At 70.9% G+C, this 16,371-nt stretch carries 13 protein-coding genes; 3 read left to right on the plus strand and 10 right to left on the minus strand.

All coding sequences use genetic code 11. The features are described 5' to 3' along the window. Positions 1 to 90: 90 nt before the first annotated feature. The 9 genes from LX16_RS07805 to LX16_RS07845 all read right to left on the minus strand — a co-directional run bounded on the left by LX16_RS07805 (position 91) and on the right by LX16_RS07845 (position 10,832). Positions 91 to 1,257, minus strand: coding sequence for a type III PLP-dependent enzyme domain-containing protein (locus LX16_RS07805; RefSeq protein WP_147135231.1), 1,167 nt, complete (start codon positions 1,255 to 1,257; stop codon positions 91 to 93). Continuing rightward, on the minus strand, positions 1,254 to 2,900 hold the full coding sequence (locus LX16_RS27895; RefSeq protein WP_147135234.1) for an IucA/IucC family protein: 1,647 nt from the start codon (positions 2,898 to 2,900) through the stop codon (positions 1,254 to 1,256). Before LX16_RS27895 ends, LX16_RS07805 begins: the two co-directional genes overlap by 4 nt. Beyond that, the gene (locus LX16_RS27455; protein WP_342210850.1) at positions 2,897 to 4,438 is read right to left on the minus strand and encodes an IucA/IucC family protein; all 1,542 of its coding nucleotides are present in this window, start codon (positions 4,436 to 4,438) and stop codon (positions 2,897 to 2,899) included. The genes LX16_RS27895 and LX16_RS27455 overlap by 4 nt, the downstream gene beginning before the upstream one ends. A 71-nt stretch (positions 4,439 to 4,509) precedes the next feature. Next, positions 4,510 to 5,745 carry a J domain-containing protein gene (locus LX16_RS07820; protein ID WP_280176796.1) on the minus strand — a complete coding sequence of 412 codons (1,236 nt, stop codon included), beginning with the start codon at positions 5,743 to 5,745 and terminating at the stop codon, positions 4,510 to 4,512. Positions 5,746 to 5,835: 90 nt separating this feature from the next. Further along, positions 5,836 to 6,258 carry a PIN domain-containing protein gene (locus LX16_RS07825; protein ID WP_147135245.1) on the minus strand — a complete coding sequence of 141 codons (423 nt, stop codon included), beginning with the start codon at positions 6,256 to 6,258 and terminating at the stop codon, positions 5,836 to 5,838. A gap of 44 nt (positions 6,259 to 6,302) precedes the next feature. Then, the gene (locus tag LX16_RS07830; protein WP_147135248.1) at positions 6,303 to 6,824 is read right to left on the minus strand and encodes a hypothetical protein; all 522 of its coding nucleotides are present in this window, start codon (positions 6,822 to 6,824) and stop codon (positions 6,303 to 6,305) included. Between the two features lie 3 nt (positions 6,825 to 6,827). After that, positions 6,828 to 8,717, minus strand: coding sequence for a dynamin family protein (locus LX16_RS07835; protein ID WP_147135263.1), 1,890 nt, complete (start codon positions 8,715 to 8,717; stop codon positions 6,828 to 6,830). A 3-nt stretch (positions 8,718 to 8,720) separates the two neighbouring features. Next, positions 8,721 to 9,266 carry a nucleotide exchange factor GrpE gene (gene grpE / locus LX16_RS07840; protein WP_147135266.1) on the minus strand — a complete coding sequence of 182 codons (546 nt, stop codon included), beginning with the start codon at positions 9,264 to 9,266 and terminating at the stop codon, positions 8,721 to 8,723. Positions 9,267 to 9,320: 54 nt separating this feature from the next. Continuing rightward, entirely contained in the window at positions 9,321 to 10,832 is a 1,512-nt protein-coding gene (locus tag LX16_RS07845) for a dynamin family protein (protein WP_147135269.1), read from the minus strand. 355 nt (positions 10,833 to 11,187) lie between these two features. Here LX16_RS07845 and LX16_RS07850 point away from each other — a divergent pair, with 355 nt between their 5' ends. Together LX16_RS07850 and LX16_RS07855 are read left to right on the plus strand one after the other, a co-directional pair. Then, positions 11,188 to 13,659, plus strand: coding sequence for a LuxR C-terminal-related transcriptional regulator (locus LX16_RS07850; protein WP_211354338.1), 2,472 nt, complete (start codon positions 11,188 to 11,190; stop codon positions 13,657 to 13,659). Next, the gene (locus LX16_RS07855; protein WP_244615719.1) at positions 13,656 to 14,180 is read left to right on the plus strand and encodes a LuxR family transcriptional regulator; all 525 of its coding nucleotides are present in this window, start codon (positions 13,656 to 13,658) and stop codon (positions 14,178 to 14,180) included. Before LX16_RS07850 ends, LX16_RS07855 begins: the two co-directional genes overlap by 4 nt. On the opposite strand, the gene LX16_RS07860 is transcribed toward LX16_RS07855, so the two are convergent. Next, the gene (locus LX16_RS07860; RefSeq protein WP_244615720.1) at positions 14,161 to 14,988 is read right to left on the minus strand and encodes a lysophospholipid acyltransferase family protein; all 828 of its coding nucleotides are present in this window, start codon (positions 14,986 to 14,988) and stop codon (positions 14,161 to 14,163) included. The genes LX16_RS07855 and LX16_RS07860 overlap by 20 nt on opposite strands. Here LX16_RS07860 and LX16_RS07865 point away from each other — a divergent pair. Beyond that, entirely contained in the window at positions 14,987 to 16,366 is a 1,380-nt protein-coding gene (locus LX16_RS07865) for a cytochrome ubiquinol oxidase subunit I (protein WP_147135272.1), read from the plus strand. The two genes, LX16_RS07860 and LX16_RS07865, sit on opposite strands and share 2 nt — an antisense overlap. Positions 16,367 to 16,371 lie beyond the last annotated feature (5 nt).

Here is a 16,371-nt window from a genome sequence, read left to right on the forward strand (position 1 = left end):
GTGTCCGGTGGCGGGAGTGCGACTCGGAGCGTGTGGCGTGGGTTGACCGAGGACGTGTTGGGACGTGCCGGTTTCGTCGTGTGACCCGGGTCAGCGTGGTGGCAGGACGACGACCTGCGGGTGGGGGTGGTGGAGGAAGTCGTGGTGGGAGATGTCCCAGCCGTATGCGCCGGTGCCGGGGAACACGAGCAGGTCGCCCACGCGTAGGCGGGTGACGGGGACGGAGCGGGCGAGGACGTCGCGTGGTGTGCACAGTTCACCGCCGACGTCGACGCGGGTGTCGGTGACTTCGGGGCGTGGCCACGGGTAGGGCCAGGCGTCGACGGGGTGTACCCGGACGGGGTGGCTGTAGCCCCATGCGGCGGGGAGCCGGAAGTGGTGGGTGCCGCCGCGTATGACGGCGAAGTGGCGGCCGTGGTTGCGTTTGAGGTCGATGACTTCGGTGACGTACCAGCCGGTGTCGGCGGTGAGGTGGCGGCCGAGTTCGAAGACGACGGTGGTGTCGGTGCGGATTCGGCGCATGCGTCGGCCGAAGGCGGTGAGGTCGAAGGTGCGGTGGCCGGTGGGGTCGACTCCGATGCCGCCGCCGAGGTTGACGGTGTCGAGGTGGATGTCGTGTCGGCGTGCGGTGTGGTGTGCCCATCGGAGGGATCGGGTGACGAAGTCGGCGTGGGCGGTGGCGTCGAGGTTGTTGCTGACGGCGTGGAGGTGGAGTCCGGTGAGGTGGATGTGGGGGAGTCGGCGGGTGATTGCGATGGCGTCGGGGAGTCCGGTGACGTCGATTCCGAATGGTGTGGGTGTGCCGGTCATGCGGTGGCTGCCGCCGGGTGTGGTGGCGCGTCGGTTGACGCGGAGGGCGACGTGGGCGGTGTGTCCGGTGTGGGCGGCGATGTGGTCGATGCGTCGTAGTTCGTGGGTGCTTTCGGCGTTGATGGTGACGGGGGTGGGGTGGGTTATGGCGGTGGTGAGGGCGTGGTCGGTCTTGGCGGGTCCGCTGAAGGCGATGTGTCGTGGTGCGGCGGCGATGGCGATGTCGAGTTCGCCGCCGGAGGAGACTTCGATGCCGTCGGCGGTGTGGGCGGCTTCGGTGACGATGGCGGGGTGGCTGTTGGCCTTCATGGCGTAGAGGAGGCGGGCGTGGGGTGGTAGTGCGGCGCGGGTGTGCCGGATGCGTTGTCGCAGGGTGTGGAGGTCGTAGATGTAGGCGCAGACGGGTGTGGTGAGTGTGGTGATGGCGTGTGTGATGTGGGGGTTCATGTGGCCAGGGGGTTGGGGACGGGGACGTGGTGGTCGGGTCCGTTGTGGAGTCTCATGTGGAGTAGCGCTTTGAGGGGGAGGGTGGGTGTGGTGTAGAAGTCGCGGTCGGTGGTGGGGATGTCGGTGTCGGCGATGATCTCGCCGATGGTCTTCCACGCGTCGGTGGCGTGGAGTGTGCCGTCGTGGTGTAGGGCGTTGACGAGTGCGGCGAGGTGGTTCTGGATGACGGTGTAGGCGACCTTGGTGTGGGTGACGGTGATGTCGTCGGTGGTGGTGACGGAGTGGGGGTGTAGTCGGGGTGTGTGGCCGGCGGCGGTGAGGCGGGGTGTGTGGATGCGTGCGCCGCCGAGGTCGCGGAGTATGACGCGCACGGGGGTGGCGTGGCGGAAGACGGGGATGCAGTTCTGTAGGTGGGCTTCGAGGCCGATTCCGTAGTGGGCGGCGAGGTGGAGTGTGGTGCCCAGCAGGATGGTGGCGTATCGGGTGAGGAAGTCCTGTGGGGTGCCGGGGTGGTGGGCGGCGAGTTCGGTGGCGATGGTGGTGCCGGTGTGGGGGGAGGTGGCGGGTAGGGCGGTGGCGGGGACGGCGAGTTCACCGGGTCGGGTGTGGTGGTGGAGGGGGCCGCGGAGGATGCAGGTGAGGTCGCGGGCGGCGGGGTGTGTGTGGTGGGCGCTGACGGCGGCGGGTTCGGGGAGGACGGTGAGTCGTTCCCTCAGGTGTGGGTCGGTCGTGGTGATGGTGTGGAGGGTGTGTGAGAGGGCGGGGCCGTTGGCGGCGGTGGCCGGTGAGATGCCGCGGCGGGTGGAGGTGATGTGTATGTCCAGTGAGGTCTTGAGGTAGTGGCCGTCGGGGAGGACGAGGGTGCGGATGGAGGCGGTGGGTTCGGCGGGGATGTGGATGTCGGGGAGGTCGTGGATGAGGCCGCGGCGGTAGAGGTCGTGGTGCCGGGTGGTGACGACGTGTCGATGTTGCCAGGGGTGGAGGGGGATGAGGACGCGGTCGGGGTGCAGGTGTGCGCGTAGTGGGGGGTGGAGTGTGGTGAGGAGGTGGTCGAGGGGTTGGCCGGTGGTGGTGACGAGTTCGCGGCTTGCGGATATGACGGGTAGACGGGTGGTGTGGTGGGATTCGAGGTCGTGGTTGAGGCGGTCGGTGTGGGTCCAGCCGAGTCGGGTGCGGGCGCCGGGGTGTAGGTGGTGGCCGGTGACGGCGAGGGGTTCGAAGTGGCGGCAGGGTTGGTACCGGGGGCCGGTGGCGAGTCTGTGGGCGAGGGTGACGGAGTCGTGGGCGTGGTGGGTGCGGGCGAGGGCGCGGTGGTGGTCGGTGATGTGGCGGTGCCGGGTGAGGGCGAGGGCGAGTCCTTCGACGGCGTCTGTCAGTTCGGTGATGTCGGCGCCGGGTTCGAGGAGTCGCAGGAGGGTGGCGGGGTCGGTGACGGGGTGGTCGTCGTGGTGGACGGTCCCGTGTGGGGTGATCTGGGCGAAGGCGTGGGTGTGGGCGTGGAAGCGCAGGGTGCCGGTGCCGGTGGGTGTGGTGTGGGTGTCGCCGTGGCGGTGGGCGCGGGTTCTGATGTGGGCGAGGTCTTCTCGCCATGCGGCGGCCAGGACGGCGTGGACGAGGTGGTGGGCTGCGGCGTGGTGGTTCATCGGTGTCCGGCGATGGGGTTGGGGATGGGGGTCCACCGGTTGCGTAGCGGGTCGGGTGCCAGTCGCATGGCGGTGGTGGCCTTGAGTGGCCAGGTGTCGCCGAAGAGTTGGTCGTGAGTGTGGGAGTGGTGCCGGGTGTGGTGGTGGGTGTGGGTGGTGACGGGTCGCCACCAGTGGTGTGGTGGTCGGGTGTAGTGGTGGCTGAGGGAGTGTACGAGGTGTCGCAGCACGGTGGCGTAGAGGGCCGCGGTGAGGACGGTGAGGCGGGCGTCGGGGTCGGGTTCGGGTATGTCGCCGGTGAGGGCGGGGGCGTGTCGTAGGGCGGGGGTGTGGGGGTCGACGCGGACGCCGCCGAAGTCGCGGTAGACGAGTCGGTGGGGGCGCCAGTTTCGGAGGGTGAGGAGGGTGTTCTGGCCGTGGGCTTCGAGGGCGATTCCGTGGCGGGTGGCGAGGTGGAGTGGTGCGGTGGTCAGGAGTGCGGCGCAGTGGTGCCACCAGCGGTCGGGTGGTAGGCGGCTGGCGGTGATGACGGTGGCGATGAGGGGTGTGCCGGTGTCGGGGCAGGTGGCGGTGAGTGCGGCGACGGGGAGGGTGATGTCGCCGGGGGCGCGCGGGGGTGTGCGGCGGATGATCGCGGCCAGTGCGGGGTCGGGGTTTCCGTGGTGGTCGGCGGCGAGTGTGGCGGTTTCGAGGTGGACGGCCATGCCGGTGTGGGGGGTGAGGGTGTGGAGGGCGCGGCTGAGGATGGGTCCGTTGTGGAGGGCGGCGGGGGAGACGTGCCGGACGGCGCTGGTCATCTGGAGGTCGACGGAGGTTTTGACGTGTAGGTGTGGGTGGTGGTGTGGGGCGAGGGTGCGCAGCGACATGAGGGGGGCGGCGGTGAGGGTGGCGTGGGCGGTGAGGTGGGGCCGGTGGGTGGCCTGGTGTGGGTGGACGGGTAGTAGTGGGGTGCGGTCGGGGGTGTGCCAGGGCCAGTCGCGGCCGGTGTGGTGGTGGCCGGTGAGGGGGATGAGGGGGAGGGTGACGGTGGGGTGGTGTTCGGGTGCCCAGTCGGTGAGGCGTTCGGGTGGGAGGCCGCCTCGGGTGCGGTTGAGTGGGTGGAGGGGGTGTCCGTCGGGGTTGATCTGTTCGAAGTAGACGCCGGGGTCGGGGTGGTGTGCGGTGGCGGTGTCGTGGAGTCGGTGTGGGGGTGGGTGTGGTGTGGCGGCGGCGCGGGCGTGGGCGAGGTTGCGGGCGGATTCGGTGGCCTGGTCGGCCAGTCGGGCGGCGGTGGTGGGGTCGGGGGTGAGGTGGGGTGCCAGTTGCGCGGGGTGGGTTATGGGGATGCCGTCGATGTGGATGTGGGCGTGGGTGGTGTCGAAGTCGTGGGTGTGTGGGCCGGTGATGGTGGCACCGGTGTGGCTTCGCAGGTGGTGGCCTCGGTGGGTGCGGTGGTGGTGGGTGATGCCGGGGAGGGGTTCGCGGGTGGCGGCGGTCCACAGTCGGGTGAGGATGTGGCGTTGCGCGTCGTGGTGTCGTGGTGCGTCGGGGATGGACAGCGCACACCTCCAAGCCGAGAGGGAAGGGAAGGCTTACCTTACATGCGGTGGTGTGTGGGGTGACCGGGGTGTCACACCCCTACGGTGCGCCGGTTCTGTTGCGGCACCAGGCCACCCACGTCACCACCGGCGAGGCGGTCCCGCAACCGCCGCAGTGTCGGCAGGTGCAGCGTGTAGGCGTCGTCGGCGAGCCAGCGTCCGATCTCGGCGGCGGCGTCGGAGGCCGACAGGTGCCGGATGACGGCGTGGGCACCGGAGATGCGTTCCACCGGCAGGTGCGGCCACACGACGTAGCCGCGGACCTCCGCGCCGGGCAGCAACCGGTCGACGTCGGCGACGGCGTCGGGGAGGTGTTCGGCGCCGGTGTCGTCGAGGGTGCGCGCGACGGGCGGGGTGATGACGGCGACGCGGCGGCCACACACGACGGTGTACTCGGCGCGGTGGTCACCGACGGGGACGCGCACGAACAGTCGCGCGGCCGGCAGTCGCTCCAACAGGGACCGCAGGACGGTCGCGGTGCGGCGGTCGGCGCTGGGGCGGGCCCCGGCGGGCCCGAACGCGTTGTAGTCGCGAAGCGCCGAACGGACCGCCGCCTGCAGTCGCGCCGCCATCCGCAGTCGCCGCACGCACCAGGGGACGGTGGCGACGGTGACCAGGTGCGCCGACATCTGCACCGCGATCGCGGTGGGACCGAACAGCCAGGTGACTCCCGCGGCGGCGGCCAGGATCGCGATACGGGCGACGGGTTTTCGGGGTTTGAGGGTGCGGGCGGCCGAGGCGGCCACGGCCACGGTCGTCACGATCAGGTACGGGAAGACCAGTGCCTTGACGGCGGGGTAGAGGTCGCCGCCCAAGACGGTGAACGCCAGCAGGGTCGAGATCGCCAGCCACGCGGTCGTGGCGGCGGCGGCGAGTGCGCCGCGCAGCCACGCCGAGGGGGAGTGCCGCAGCCGCCGGTGCGGGTTGATGTCGACGAACCAGGGCCTGGCCACGACTTCGGCGGTGTTGTCGCCGTCGGTGGCGGGTGTCTGGACGCGCCATGCCTTGACCCGGCGGCCCTTGGCGTGCCGGCCGGGGGGTTTGCCGACGCGCCAGCCGCGGTGGGTGCCGCGCGCGGTGTCGTATTCGGCGCGGCGGTGCGGGTGGGACAGGACCTCGTAAGCGGTCTGGATGGCGTGGAAGCGGTCGGGGTCGCCGCCGGCGTCGGGGTGGGCGTCGCGCACACCCCTTCGGTACGCCTGCCGGATCTCGGTGGTGTCGGCGGACGGCGTGACTCCCAAGATTTTGTAATGATCAGGTTCGGTCACCCGAACCTCCGGTTTGGATCGACGCGTCAGCGCGTTTACGGTTTGGGATATTCGAACCTACTACACCCGGTGGCCACGGCGGGTGGTGCGTCACCTCGTGTCGTGGCGGCTGCACTCGGTTCCGTCGGCGGGAGGTGGGTGGCGTAGTGCCGCGGCGCCGGTGGTGTGGCCGCCGGCGGCGTGGACGCGGCGGCGCAGTTCCCGGTCGGAGGTGACGACCAGGGCCGGTACGGTGCCGGCGGCGACCAGGTCGACGATGTGGTCGTCACCGGAGCCGGTGGCCTCTTCGACGGTGACGGTGTCGCTGGAGGCGACGCCGCGGGCCCGGCCCTCGGTGACCAGGACGACCCGCACCGGCGGCGGGTGTGGCCAGTCGGGTAGCCCGGTGTGGGTCAGGTGCGCCAGGCGGTCGCGTAGCCGCGTGGTGGCGGCGCGCCGGTCGCGCCACCAGCCGTCGGGTGTGGCGCCGACGACGTTGGCGGCGTCGACGATGATGACCGATTCGTGGACCATGCGGTTCCCCCGGTGGTGGTGTGTGCCAGGGGTGCCCGGTCGGTCTAGGGCTGCCACCACCTGGCGAGGCCGGCCACCGCCGGGTCGTCGGACTGCAGCAGGCTGTTCCAGTCTCCGGTGGAGGCGTCCATGCTGAGCAGGTCGTCGGTGACGGCGGTGGTGTCCAGGGTATTCCAGGTGAACGTGTCGACGGTGTCGCCGAGCAGGTCGGCGTCGCTCCAGGGTGGCCCGTCGACGGGTTCGGGCATCGGGTCCAGTTCCAGTTGCGGCGGGAAGTCGGGGGTGAACGCGTCGCCGTCGGCGAAGTCGACCGCGTCGGGGTCGGTGCCGGTGACGGGGTCGGGTGTGGTGTCGAAGTCGTCGCCGGGTGGGCCGGTGTCGTCGGGGGTGTCCTGCGGGGTGTCGTCGCCGGGTTCGTCGTCTGCGGCCGGGTCGTCGTCGAAGTCGTCGGCCGGGTCGGACAGGTCGAGGGTGTCGTCGTCGAAACCGGGTTCGTCGAAGGCGTCGAAGCCGGTGCCGTCGTCGCCGGCCTCGTCGGGTTCAGGCCAGGAGTCCATACTCACCACGGGTCACCCCTTCGGTTCGGCGGGTGCCTTGGGAAGTACCAGCCGGGTCTTGGCAAGCACCTCGTCGAGTTGCTTGACCTTGGTCTTGTACGCCTCGCGGCGTTTGGTGAGGCCCTCCTTCTTCTTGGCGCGGGTGGCCTGGTCCTGTTTGAGGTTCTTCTCGGCGGCGGCGATCTGCTTGTCCAGTTGCTGCCCGCGGCGTTCCAGGGCGTCGTCGAGCGCCATGTTGAACACGTACTCGATCTCGGTGAACCGGTACTGGATCTCGTCCTGCAGGGAGGCGCGGGTCTCCTGGAGGACCTCGCGCACCCACCGGCCGGCCTGCTGCCGGTCCTGCGACACCTTGCGGCGGTACATGACGAACGCGGCGGCGGCCAGGCCCAGGCCCACGCCCGAGGCCGTCAACGCCACCGAGGCCACACCGGTGGCGGCGATACCGGCGGCGCCCACGCCCATGGTGGCGACGCGGCCGATCATCATGGCCGAACCGGCCGACGACATGATGAGCATGGCGTTGTCGCCGGAGGCCTCACGGCGCGGTTTGGAACCGGACTGCATGCGCAGTTGCGCGTTGATGCGGCCGATGACCTGCGCCAGTTCGTGAGGTGGGAACATCTGCGCCAGGACCCGGTCGGCCAGGACCTTGAACCGGTAGTCCAGTTCCTGACTCAACCGCACCGACAGGGCGTGCAGTGCCCGGTCGACCTCCTCGGGCATGCGTTTGATCTCGCCCCGGTTGGACTTCTCGACCTTGTTGAGCAGTTCCTCCTGGAGTTTCTGCACGTAGGTGCGAAGCCGTGACGTCGCCTCGACGCGGGCGCGTTGGATCTCGGTGCGCAGCGCCATGTTCGACTGCTTGTTCTGGCTGCGTTTGAGGGACGTGACGCGTTTCTTGTCCTCTTTGAGTTTCTCGGTGACGGCCGGGTCGGGGTCGAGGGTCTTGAGTTGCTCGGCCACGCCCAGGTCCAGGCGGATGAACTCGCTGCGCAGCGACCGCAGCACGTTGGCGTGCTGCAGGACGGTGCCCTTGGTGCCCAGGTTGATCAGGGCGTGCTGGAGCGCGGCGATGCGGGACTCGGTGATGAGGGTCTTGGCGGCGTCGACGGGCATCGTCAACGCCATCTCCGCCAACCGCGACGACACCGGGAAGAACGGCGCGGTCGCGAACCGGGGCGCGTGGGTCTGCAGCAGCGCGATGTTGTCGTCGCGGATGCGTTCCCAACCGGGGTAGGCGTCGATCTTGGTCTGGGCGAACATGACGAAGTTGACGCGTTTACTGGCCTCGATGAGGAAGTCCAGTTCGGGACGCGAGAACGGGGAGGAGGAGTCCACCACGAACAGCAGTGCCGTGGCGCGGGCGACCGCGTCGAGCGCGACCTCGGCGTGCATGGCGTCCAGGCCGCCGACGCCGGGGGTGTCGATGAGCGACATGTACTGCAGCAGCGGCGCCGAATGCTGGATCCGCAGCCGCCGGGGCGGCCGCATCCCACCGGGCAGCTGCCCCAGGGTGGTGCCCCAGTCGCGGATGTCGGAGGGGTTGAGCCGCACCGGTACCTCGTTGCCGGGCACGTACGCCTGCACGGTGTGTTCGGCGCCGTGCTCGAACTCCAGGTAGGAGCTGGTGGCCACGGCCGCGTCCACCGGCGACAGGTTCGGCACCCCGATGAGGGCGTTGGTCAGTGACGACTTGCCGCGTTTGGTCTCACCGACGATGACCATGGCGGGCCGGGACGTGGCGTCGCGGCGGATGGCGTCCATCTCCTGCGCGGCGTCGGCGTCCACTTTACGCAACGCGGCGATGCCGTTGGTGACGGCGGTGCCGCACAGTTTGTTCAACGCCGCGATCTGTTCCTTGGCGGTGGGTTTCTTCTGCGCGGGCGCGGTGGTGGTCACGGGTCAGGCTCCTGCGCTGCGGTAGACGGTGACGATGGGGTTGCGGAGCATGGCGGCGCGGTCGGCGTACCCGAGGGTCTCGACCACGGCGATGACGCCGTCCTGGCTGGGGTCGGGCGCCGGCGTGGTGCCGCCGGCCTCGTGCCGGGTGGGGTCGAACCGTTCACCCACCGGCGCCACGGTGGCGACACCGGCTTCGGCCAGGCCGGCGCCGATCCGGTCGGCGATGGCCTGACTGGTGGCGCGGTCACGCACGTAGATGCAGGTGTTGATGAGGGTGCGGCGTTCGGCGCCCAACTGGTCGATGGTGGCCAGCGCGGCCGGGTCGGGTTGCTCGGTGCCTGCGGCGGCGGCCGGTTGCAGCCGCCCGGCCAGGATCAGCAGCACGCACACACCGGCGAGGGCCGCGCCGGCCGCGCCGGCGACCGCGGCCGGTACGGCGAACGACGCCTCTTCGGTGGCGGCGAGTAGTCCGGTGACGGCGCCGGTCGTTGCCGTGGCGGCAATGACCGCCACTGTGGCTATCAGCCGCAGGTGGCTTGTCGACATCGGGTTCTCCTATCGAGGTGCGTGGGGGTCGAAGCGGGTGGGGGTGTGTCGAGCCTAATGCGCCGGCCGGGGGTTTCGCAGCCGCTGAGCGACCAGGTGGAAGCCGCGGGCGACGACGTGGGCGACGCGGGCCTGCGCGGGGGAGGCGCCGCCGACGGCGAACGCCCGCCACCGGTTGTTGGCCTCCAGGGCGGCACGGATCAGGGCCTCGGGTGGCTGGTGCGGCATTCCCAGGACCCGCTGCGGGTCCGACGTCAACGCCAGGCGCGCGACCTCGGCCTCCATGTCGGCGGGCAGTTCGACGGCGCCGGTGGTGACCTGGGCGGCGACCTCGATGAGCCGCAACCGGTGGTATTCGGGGTCTTGGATGACGCGTTCGATGGCGTCGCGCAGCATCTCGCGTTCGGCGGGGTGTTCGCTGGCGGAGGCGACCGCCTCCAGCCGGGTCAGGCCCCAACCGGCCTTGATGGCGTCGGTCCGCAACTGGAACGCCTGGTCCAGTGTGGTGCGCAGGCGCGGGAACCCGGAAGCGGCGAACAGCATCCGCACCAGTTCACCGGTGGCCATCTGCGGGTTGGCGACCAGGTGCGCGATGGCGAAGTTGATGCCGTACAGGTCCAGCAGCCGCAGCAGGCGTTCACGCTGCTCCGGCGGCACGGGGCATTCCCGGGTCGCGAACAGGGACGCGGCGGCCAGCAGGATGGCGCGTTCCTCGGCGGGCAGTTCGGCGAGTTTCCGCAGCGCCTCGCAGTCGCCGGCGGTGAGGCGCCCGGCCTCGGTGGTCTCGGCGAGCAGCCCCACCACCGGCACCACGTCCGACACCACGCGCCGCATCACCTGCGACTGGTTGCGCGACAGGGGTTCGGCGACCGGCCAGGGGTCTCCGGCGGGCGTGGGCGCGAGCTTGTCGATCTTGTTGAACAGGCCGAGCGAGTTGATGGGGTTGCTCGACAGTTTCGACGACATGGTGCGAAACGCCTGCAACGCGGCCAGGTCGTCCTCACGGACCGACTGGGTGAACACGTAGATGATGGCCTCGGCGCCCGACAGCGCAGACTGGCTGTCGGGATCGATGTCGTCGGCGATGGGCGCGTCGAACAGGAACTTGCGGGCCTCGTCGGAGATGGAGGTGTTCACCGACGACATGCCGGGGGTGTCGACGACCGTGAGGTTCTCGAGGCGGTCGGAGGTCAACGTGACGTCGATGTAGGCGATCTGTTCACGCGGCACCGACAGACGCTGCGGGATCATCCCCGACTCGTCCAGGGGCAGGCTGGTGCGGGAACCGTCCCGTTTGACGACGTCGACACGGTCGGAGGTGCCGTAACGGAACTGCGTCACCAACCGGGTGCACTCACCGACCTCGGTGGGTGCGACCCGCCGCCCGATCAACGCGTTCACCAGAGTGGACTTACCGGCTTTGAGGCGGCCGGCGATCGCCACCCGAAGCGGCTGCCCGATGCGTTGCCGCACGCCGTCGACCTCGGCGCGGGCGCGGGGCGACAACCGCGGCGCCAGTTCGGTGCACAACCCGGCTACCCGGGTACTCAATGGGCCAGATGCCATGGTGATAGGGCGCTTTCGCCGACGGACGACACCGCTTTGGCTGTGGGCGCCGACCTCCCTTCCGTACACGACCAGTAGTGAACCGGCAGGCGCGCACACCACCCGCCGCGGTGACCAGAATGCCGACGCTACCTCACCCCGGCCAGTCGCCGCCGTCTCGCCCGGGCGGCGCGCACACCCCCGGCCGAGGAGGGCACCGACCGCCTCGTCGAGTCGAAATATGATGGCGGGTACGGCGTCACCTCGCCTGGCTGGCAAGGTGATACCACGACCCTACGAGCCGCCGCGCACACCGACATCCCGGTTTCGTGCCACCCGCGCGCGACGCTCGTCTTTCGAAGCGGGAAGGAGCCACGTGCCCCAGGCCACCACCGGCCCGGCCGACCAGCACCCGGGCCACCCCACGCCGGTCGCCGACCCCCTGGCCACCGGTATCGCCCACACGCTGCAACAACCGGGCCTGGCCGTCGTCACCGGCGTGGCCGGTATCGGCCGCACCACCGTCCTCCAACGCCTGGCGTCGGCGTTTCGCGGCCCGGTCCACCACGGCGGTGGCCTGTCGATGCTGCGCGCCCGACCGGGCCTGGCCCTGTCACGGGCCGTACGCGCCGGGCTTCCCGTCCACGACGTCGCACTGTGCGCCGAGGCCGTCCGGTCCCGGGTCCGTGGCGGCCTGTTGATCATCGACGACCTGCAGTGGTGCGACCCGGTGACCCTGGCGGTACTGCCGCACCTGGCGGCGCACTGCCGCATCGCGGCGGCACTTCGCACCCCACACCGGCTCCCGGACGCGGCCGTGGCCGCGCTGCGCGAGGCGGGCACGTTCCTGCCGGTGCCGCCCCTGTCGACGACCGCGGCGACCGAGCTGGTGACCCGGTTGGCGCCGGGACTGGCCGAGCCGGCCGCGGCGCAACTGGCGCGCCGCGGCGGCGGCAACCCGTTGGTGTTGTCGTCGCTGGCGCGCACCGCGCAACACCACCCGCGGCGGCTGCACGCACCCGCCCGCGACGACGACACCGCCGTGCACGCGGTCGCCGAGTCCATCGCCGACCTGCCCCGCGCCGAACGCACCGCCTTGGCCGCGCTGGGGCTGCTGGGGCGTCCGGCGTCGACGGCGACACTGGGCGCCGGTGTGCAGGGCCTCGCCGAAGCCGGGATGGTCCGCCTCGACGGTGACGTCGCCGCGGCGGCGTCACCGTTCGTGGCCGAGGTCGCCGCGGGACTGTTGGACGCCGACGCCCGCGTCGCCCTCCACCGGCGGCTCGCCGCGCTCGTCGACGACCTGGAGGCCGCCAGGCACCTGGCCGCCGCCGGAGACCACGACGCCGCACGTGACCGCGCCAAGGCCGCCGCCACGGTGGACAACAAGGCGTTGCGGGCCGAGGCGCTGCTGTTCGCGGTGTCGCTGCCGGGCAGCCACGGCGAGGACGACCGGGTGGCCGCCGCGGCGGCGGCACTGTCGGTGGGCAGGCCCCGCTCGGCGTTGACGGTACTGGCCGAGGCGTCGTCGGTGCGGGCGGCGGTGTTGCGTGTGGACGCGCAGCTGCACGCCGGGCAGCCCGAACGTGCCCGCCTGGCCGCGGCCGACCTGCCCGATGCGGCGGCGGCACCGGAGGCGGCGTACGACATCGACCGGGTCCGGTTGTTGTGCGCGCCGCCCGGTGGCGCGGTGCGGGAACTGGCCGCGCAGATCCGCGCCCGGCACGGGGAACGCCCGCCGCACCCGGGGTTGGCGGCGGCCCTGGCGGCGGCCGACGCGGCGGCGCGGGCACCGGGCTGGAAGGCCGCCCTGGCGGCGGCGGCGGCCGCGGCCGGTCGTGACGGTGACGCGGTGTCGGCCAGGTGGAGCGCGTGGCTGCTGGTGGAGTGCCTGATCGCCGACGGTGAGCTGGCCGCGGCGCAGCAGGCGTGCGCGGCGGCGGCGCAGGCGTGCACCGTGGATCACGCGTTCAGTTGGCAGACCCGGTTCGTGGCGGCGCAACTGTGGTGCCAGGTGCTGCAGGGCCGTGAACTGGACGCCGCGACGGGCCGCGCGGTGTCGCTTCTGGACCACGCGTTGCCGTCGGTGGCGCGTGGTTACGCCTCGGCGGCGGCGAGCCTGGCCGAGGCCGACGCCGGTGCGTTGCGTAACGCCCGGTACCGGCTGCGGCGCGCCGGGACTATCCCGGAGTCGGTGGCGCAGCTGCTTCGCTGGGTGACCGGTGAGGCGGCGTGGTTGGACAATCAGCCGCAGCAGGCGGCGGTCACGGCCGAGGGGTCGGCGCCGGGGCTGGTCGCGGGTCTGCGTTACATCACCGGTCACTGGGCGGCGCACGACGGGGCCGCGGCTCCTCCGGACCCGGCCGCCGACGGCCTTCCGGAGCCGGCGCGGCGCACGTTGGCGGCGTGGCACGCCGCGACCGGTTTCGACGCCGCCGCCGACGCCTGGCGGGACCTGGTGGTGCGTGAGCAGGTGCGGTGCCTGTTGGCGGCGGGCGTGCACGCGGTGGAGGCGGCCTCGGCGGTGCCGCCGTTGGAGGAGGCCGAACGGTTGGCCGACGAGGCGGGCCTGACGGTGTTGGCGGGGCGGGCACGTCAGGCGCTTCGGCGTCACCGGGTCCGGCGTGACCAGCGTGGCGCCCGCGCCGGCGACGAGTTGACCGCGCGTGAGCGGCAGGTGTTGGCGATGGTCGCCGACGGGGACCCGACCCGGCGGATCGCGGGGGCGTTGGGCATCACCCGGGAGACCGTGGAGACCCACATCAGGGCCGGTATGCGCAAACTGGGCGCCAAGACCCGCACCGAGGCGGCGGTGAGGGCGGCGACGATGCAGGAGAGGGGGCCGTGACAGTGGCGGCACCGTTGTATGTGGTGGGGACCGCGCAGGAGGCGACGACGGTGTTGCGGCGCCTGGCGCGGGCGGGCTGGCAGACCCGGCAGGGTTTCGCCATCACCGACACCGGTTGGGATGTCAGTGCCGGGCGGGTGGTGCGTTACGGGCGGGTTCCCGATTCCGACACCGCGGCGTTGGCGGTGTTGGCGGCGGCGCGTGGCGCCGGCGTGGTGTGCGTGTGTGACCCGGTGTCGCAGGCGGGTCTGGTGTTGACGGCCGACCTGGGGCGGATCGGTCCGGTGGGGGTGGATCCGGTGGCGCAGATCCCGTCGCAGCCGGGGCCGGAGTTGCCGGTGACCGAGGAGCAGGCGGCGTTGTTGGCGCGGCTGGCCGACGGGGAGACGATCGCGGCCGCCGCCGAGGCGGAGTTCCTGTCGCTTCGTACCGCCAACCGGCGGATCGCGGCGGCGCGTAAGGCGTTGGGGGTGGCGACCACACGTGAGGCGGTGTTGGCGTTCATGAGGCGTCGCCGGTGACCTCGTCGCGGCGGTAGGTGCGCGCGGTCGACAGTGGCCGGGTGTGGTCGACGTGGCGGGGCATGACGGGTTCGTCGGCGCGCAGGGGCAATAGTGCGTCGAGGCCGTGGCGGGTGATGCGGTCGGCGGCGGCGCGGGCGGCGGAGGGGTCGCCGGGGGACAGGTCGGACAGGTCGACGACGCCGGCGAAGTGGACGCGGGCGACGGGCCGCCGGTACACCGCGCTCAGCAGGGTGGCGGCCATGGTGGCGGGCCGGTCCCAGGCCATGATCTCGTGGGCTCCCCACTGCGCGACGACCAGGACGGGTGCGCCGGTGTGCAGGGCGAGGCGGGCGGCGCCGGTCTTGGCGCGTTCGGGCCACAGGCCGGGATCGAGGCTGATGCGGCCTTCGGGGTACAGCAGGATCGTCGAGTTCTCGGCGAGGGCGTCGCCGGCGCGGTGGAGGGCGTCGGTGACGGTGCGGTGGCCGCGGTCGACGCGGATGTGCCCGGACGCGCGCATGATGGCGCCGAACACGGGTGCGCGGAACATGCCGCCGGTGGCCAGGAAGCGGGGGGCGACGCCGTGGGCGGCGCAGGCGGCGATGAGGACGAACGGGTCGAAGGTGCCGACGTGGTTGGACACGATGATCAGAGGGCCGTCGCGTAGTGCGGCGGGGATGTCACCGGTGACGCGGAGTCGGCAGAACAGTGGTACGGCGCGGCGTAGCAGGCGCAGCAGGAGGCGCCACAGCGGCGGAACCCGGTAACTTTTACGTGATGTAGAATCTTCTACGTTATGTAGAGACTCTGGGGGAGAGGTACCCATGGAAGTCCTTGACGTCTCACGCTGGCAATTCGCCATCACCACCGTCTACCACTTTCTCTTCGTGCCACTCACCATCGGCCTGGCCTTCCTCGTCGCCGGCTTCCACACCGCCTGGCACCGCACCGGCAAGACCCACTGGCTCACCCTCACCCGATTCTTCGGCAAACTCCTCATCATCAACTTCGCCATGGGCATCGTCACCGGCATCGTCCAGGAATTCCAATTCGGAATGAACTGGTCGGCCTACTCCACCTACATCGGCGACATCTTCGGCGCACCACTGGCCATAGAAGGACTCGCCGCCTTCTTCTTCGAATCCACCTTCCTCGGCCTGTGGATATTCGGATGGGACAAACTACCCGCCCGCATCCACCTCGCCTGCATCTGGACCGTCGCCGTGGCCACCACCGCCAGCGCCTACTTCATCCTGGTGGCCAACTCCTTCATGCAATGGCCCACCGGCCACACCCTCAACCCCGACACCGGACGCGTCGAACTCACCGACATCTGGGCACTACTGGGCAACAAGGTCGCCGCCATCACCTTCCCACACACCATCGCCGCCTGCTTCCTCACCGCGGGCACCTTCGTCATGGCCGTCGCCCTATGGCGCCTCATGCGCCACCGCGACGACGACACCACCAAGACCACCTTCACACCCGTGGTCAAGATCGGCGCCATCACCACCATCACCGCCGCCATCGCCCTGGCCGCCACCGGCGACATCCAAAGCAAGATCATGACCGACACCCAACCCATGAAGATGGCCGCCGCCGAAGGACTCTACGACACCCAACAAGGCGCCGGATTCTCCATCATCACCATCGGCACCCCCGACGGCAGCGAAGAAGTCTGGTCCCTGAAAATCCCCGGCCTACTGTCCTGGCTGGGCACCGGCGACATCAACGGCGAAGTCCACGGCATCAACGACATCCAACACGAATACACCCAGCGATACGGCCCCGGCGACTACACCCCCAACATCCCCCTCACCTACTGGTCGTACCGCGGCATGATCGGCTTCGGCATGGCCGCCGCCGCCATCGCACTGGCCGCACTGTGGCTCACCCGCCGCGGCCGCATCCCCCGCCACTGGACCATCCGCACCGCCGTCACCCTCACCCCGCTACTACCCCTCGCCGGCTCCAGCCTCGGATGGATCTTCACCGAAACCGGCCGCCAACCCTGGATCGTGTTCACCCTCCTCAAAACCGCCGACGGCGTCTCACCCACCGTCACCCTCACACAGGTCCTCACCTCACTCATCGCCTTCACCACCGTCTACGCCGCCCTGGCCGTCATCGAGATCGCCCTACTCCTGCGCTACATCAAAGCCGGCCCACCACCCCCCGAAACCGCCACCACCACCGACTACTGACCGAG

The sequence above is a fragment of the Stackebrandtia albiflava genome (assembly GCF_007994225.1).
Lineage (GTDB): Bacteria > Actinomycetota > Actinomycetes > Mycobacteriales > Micromonosporaceae > Stackebrandtia > Stackebrandtia albiflava.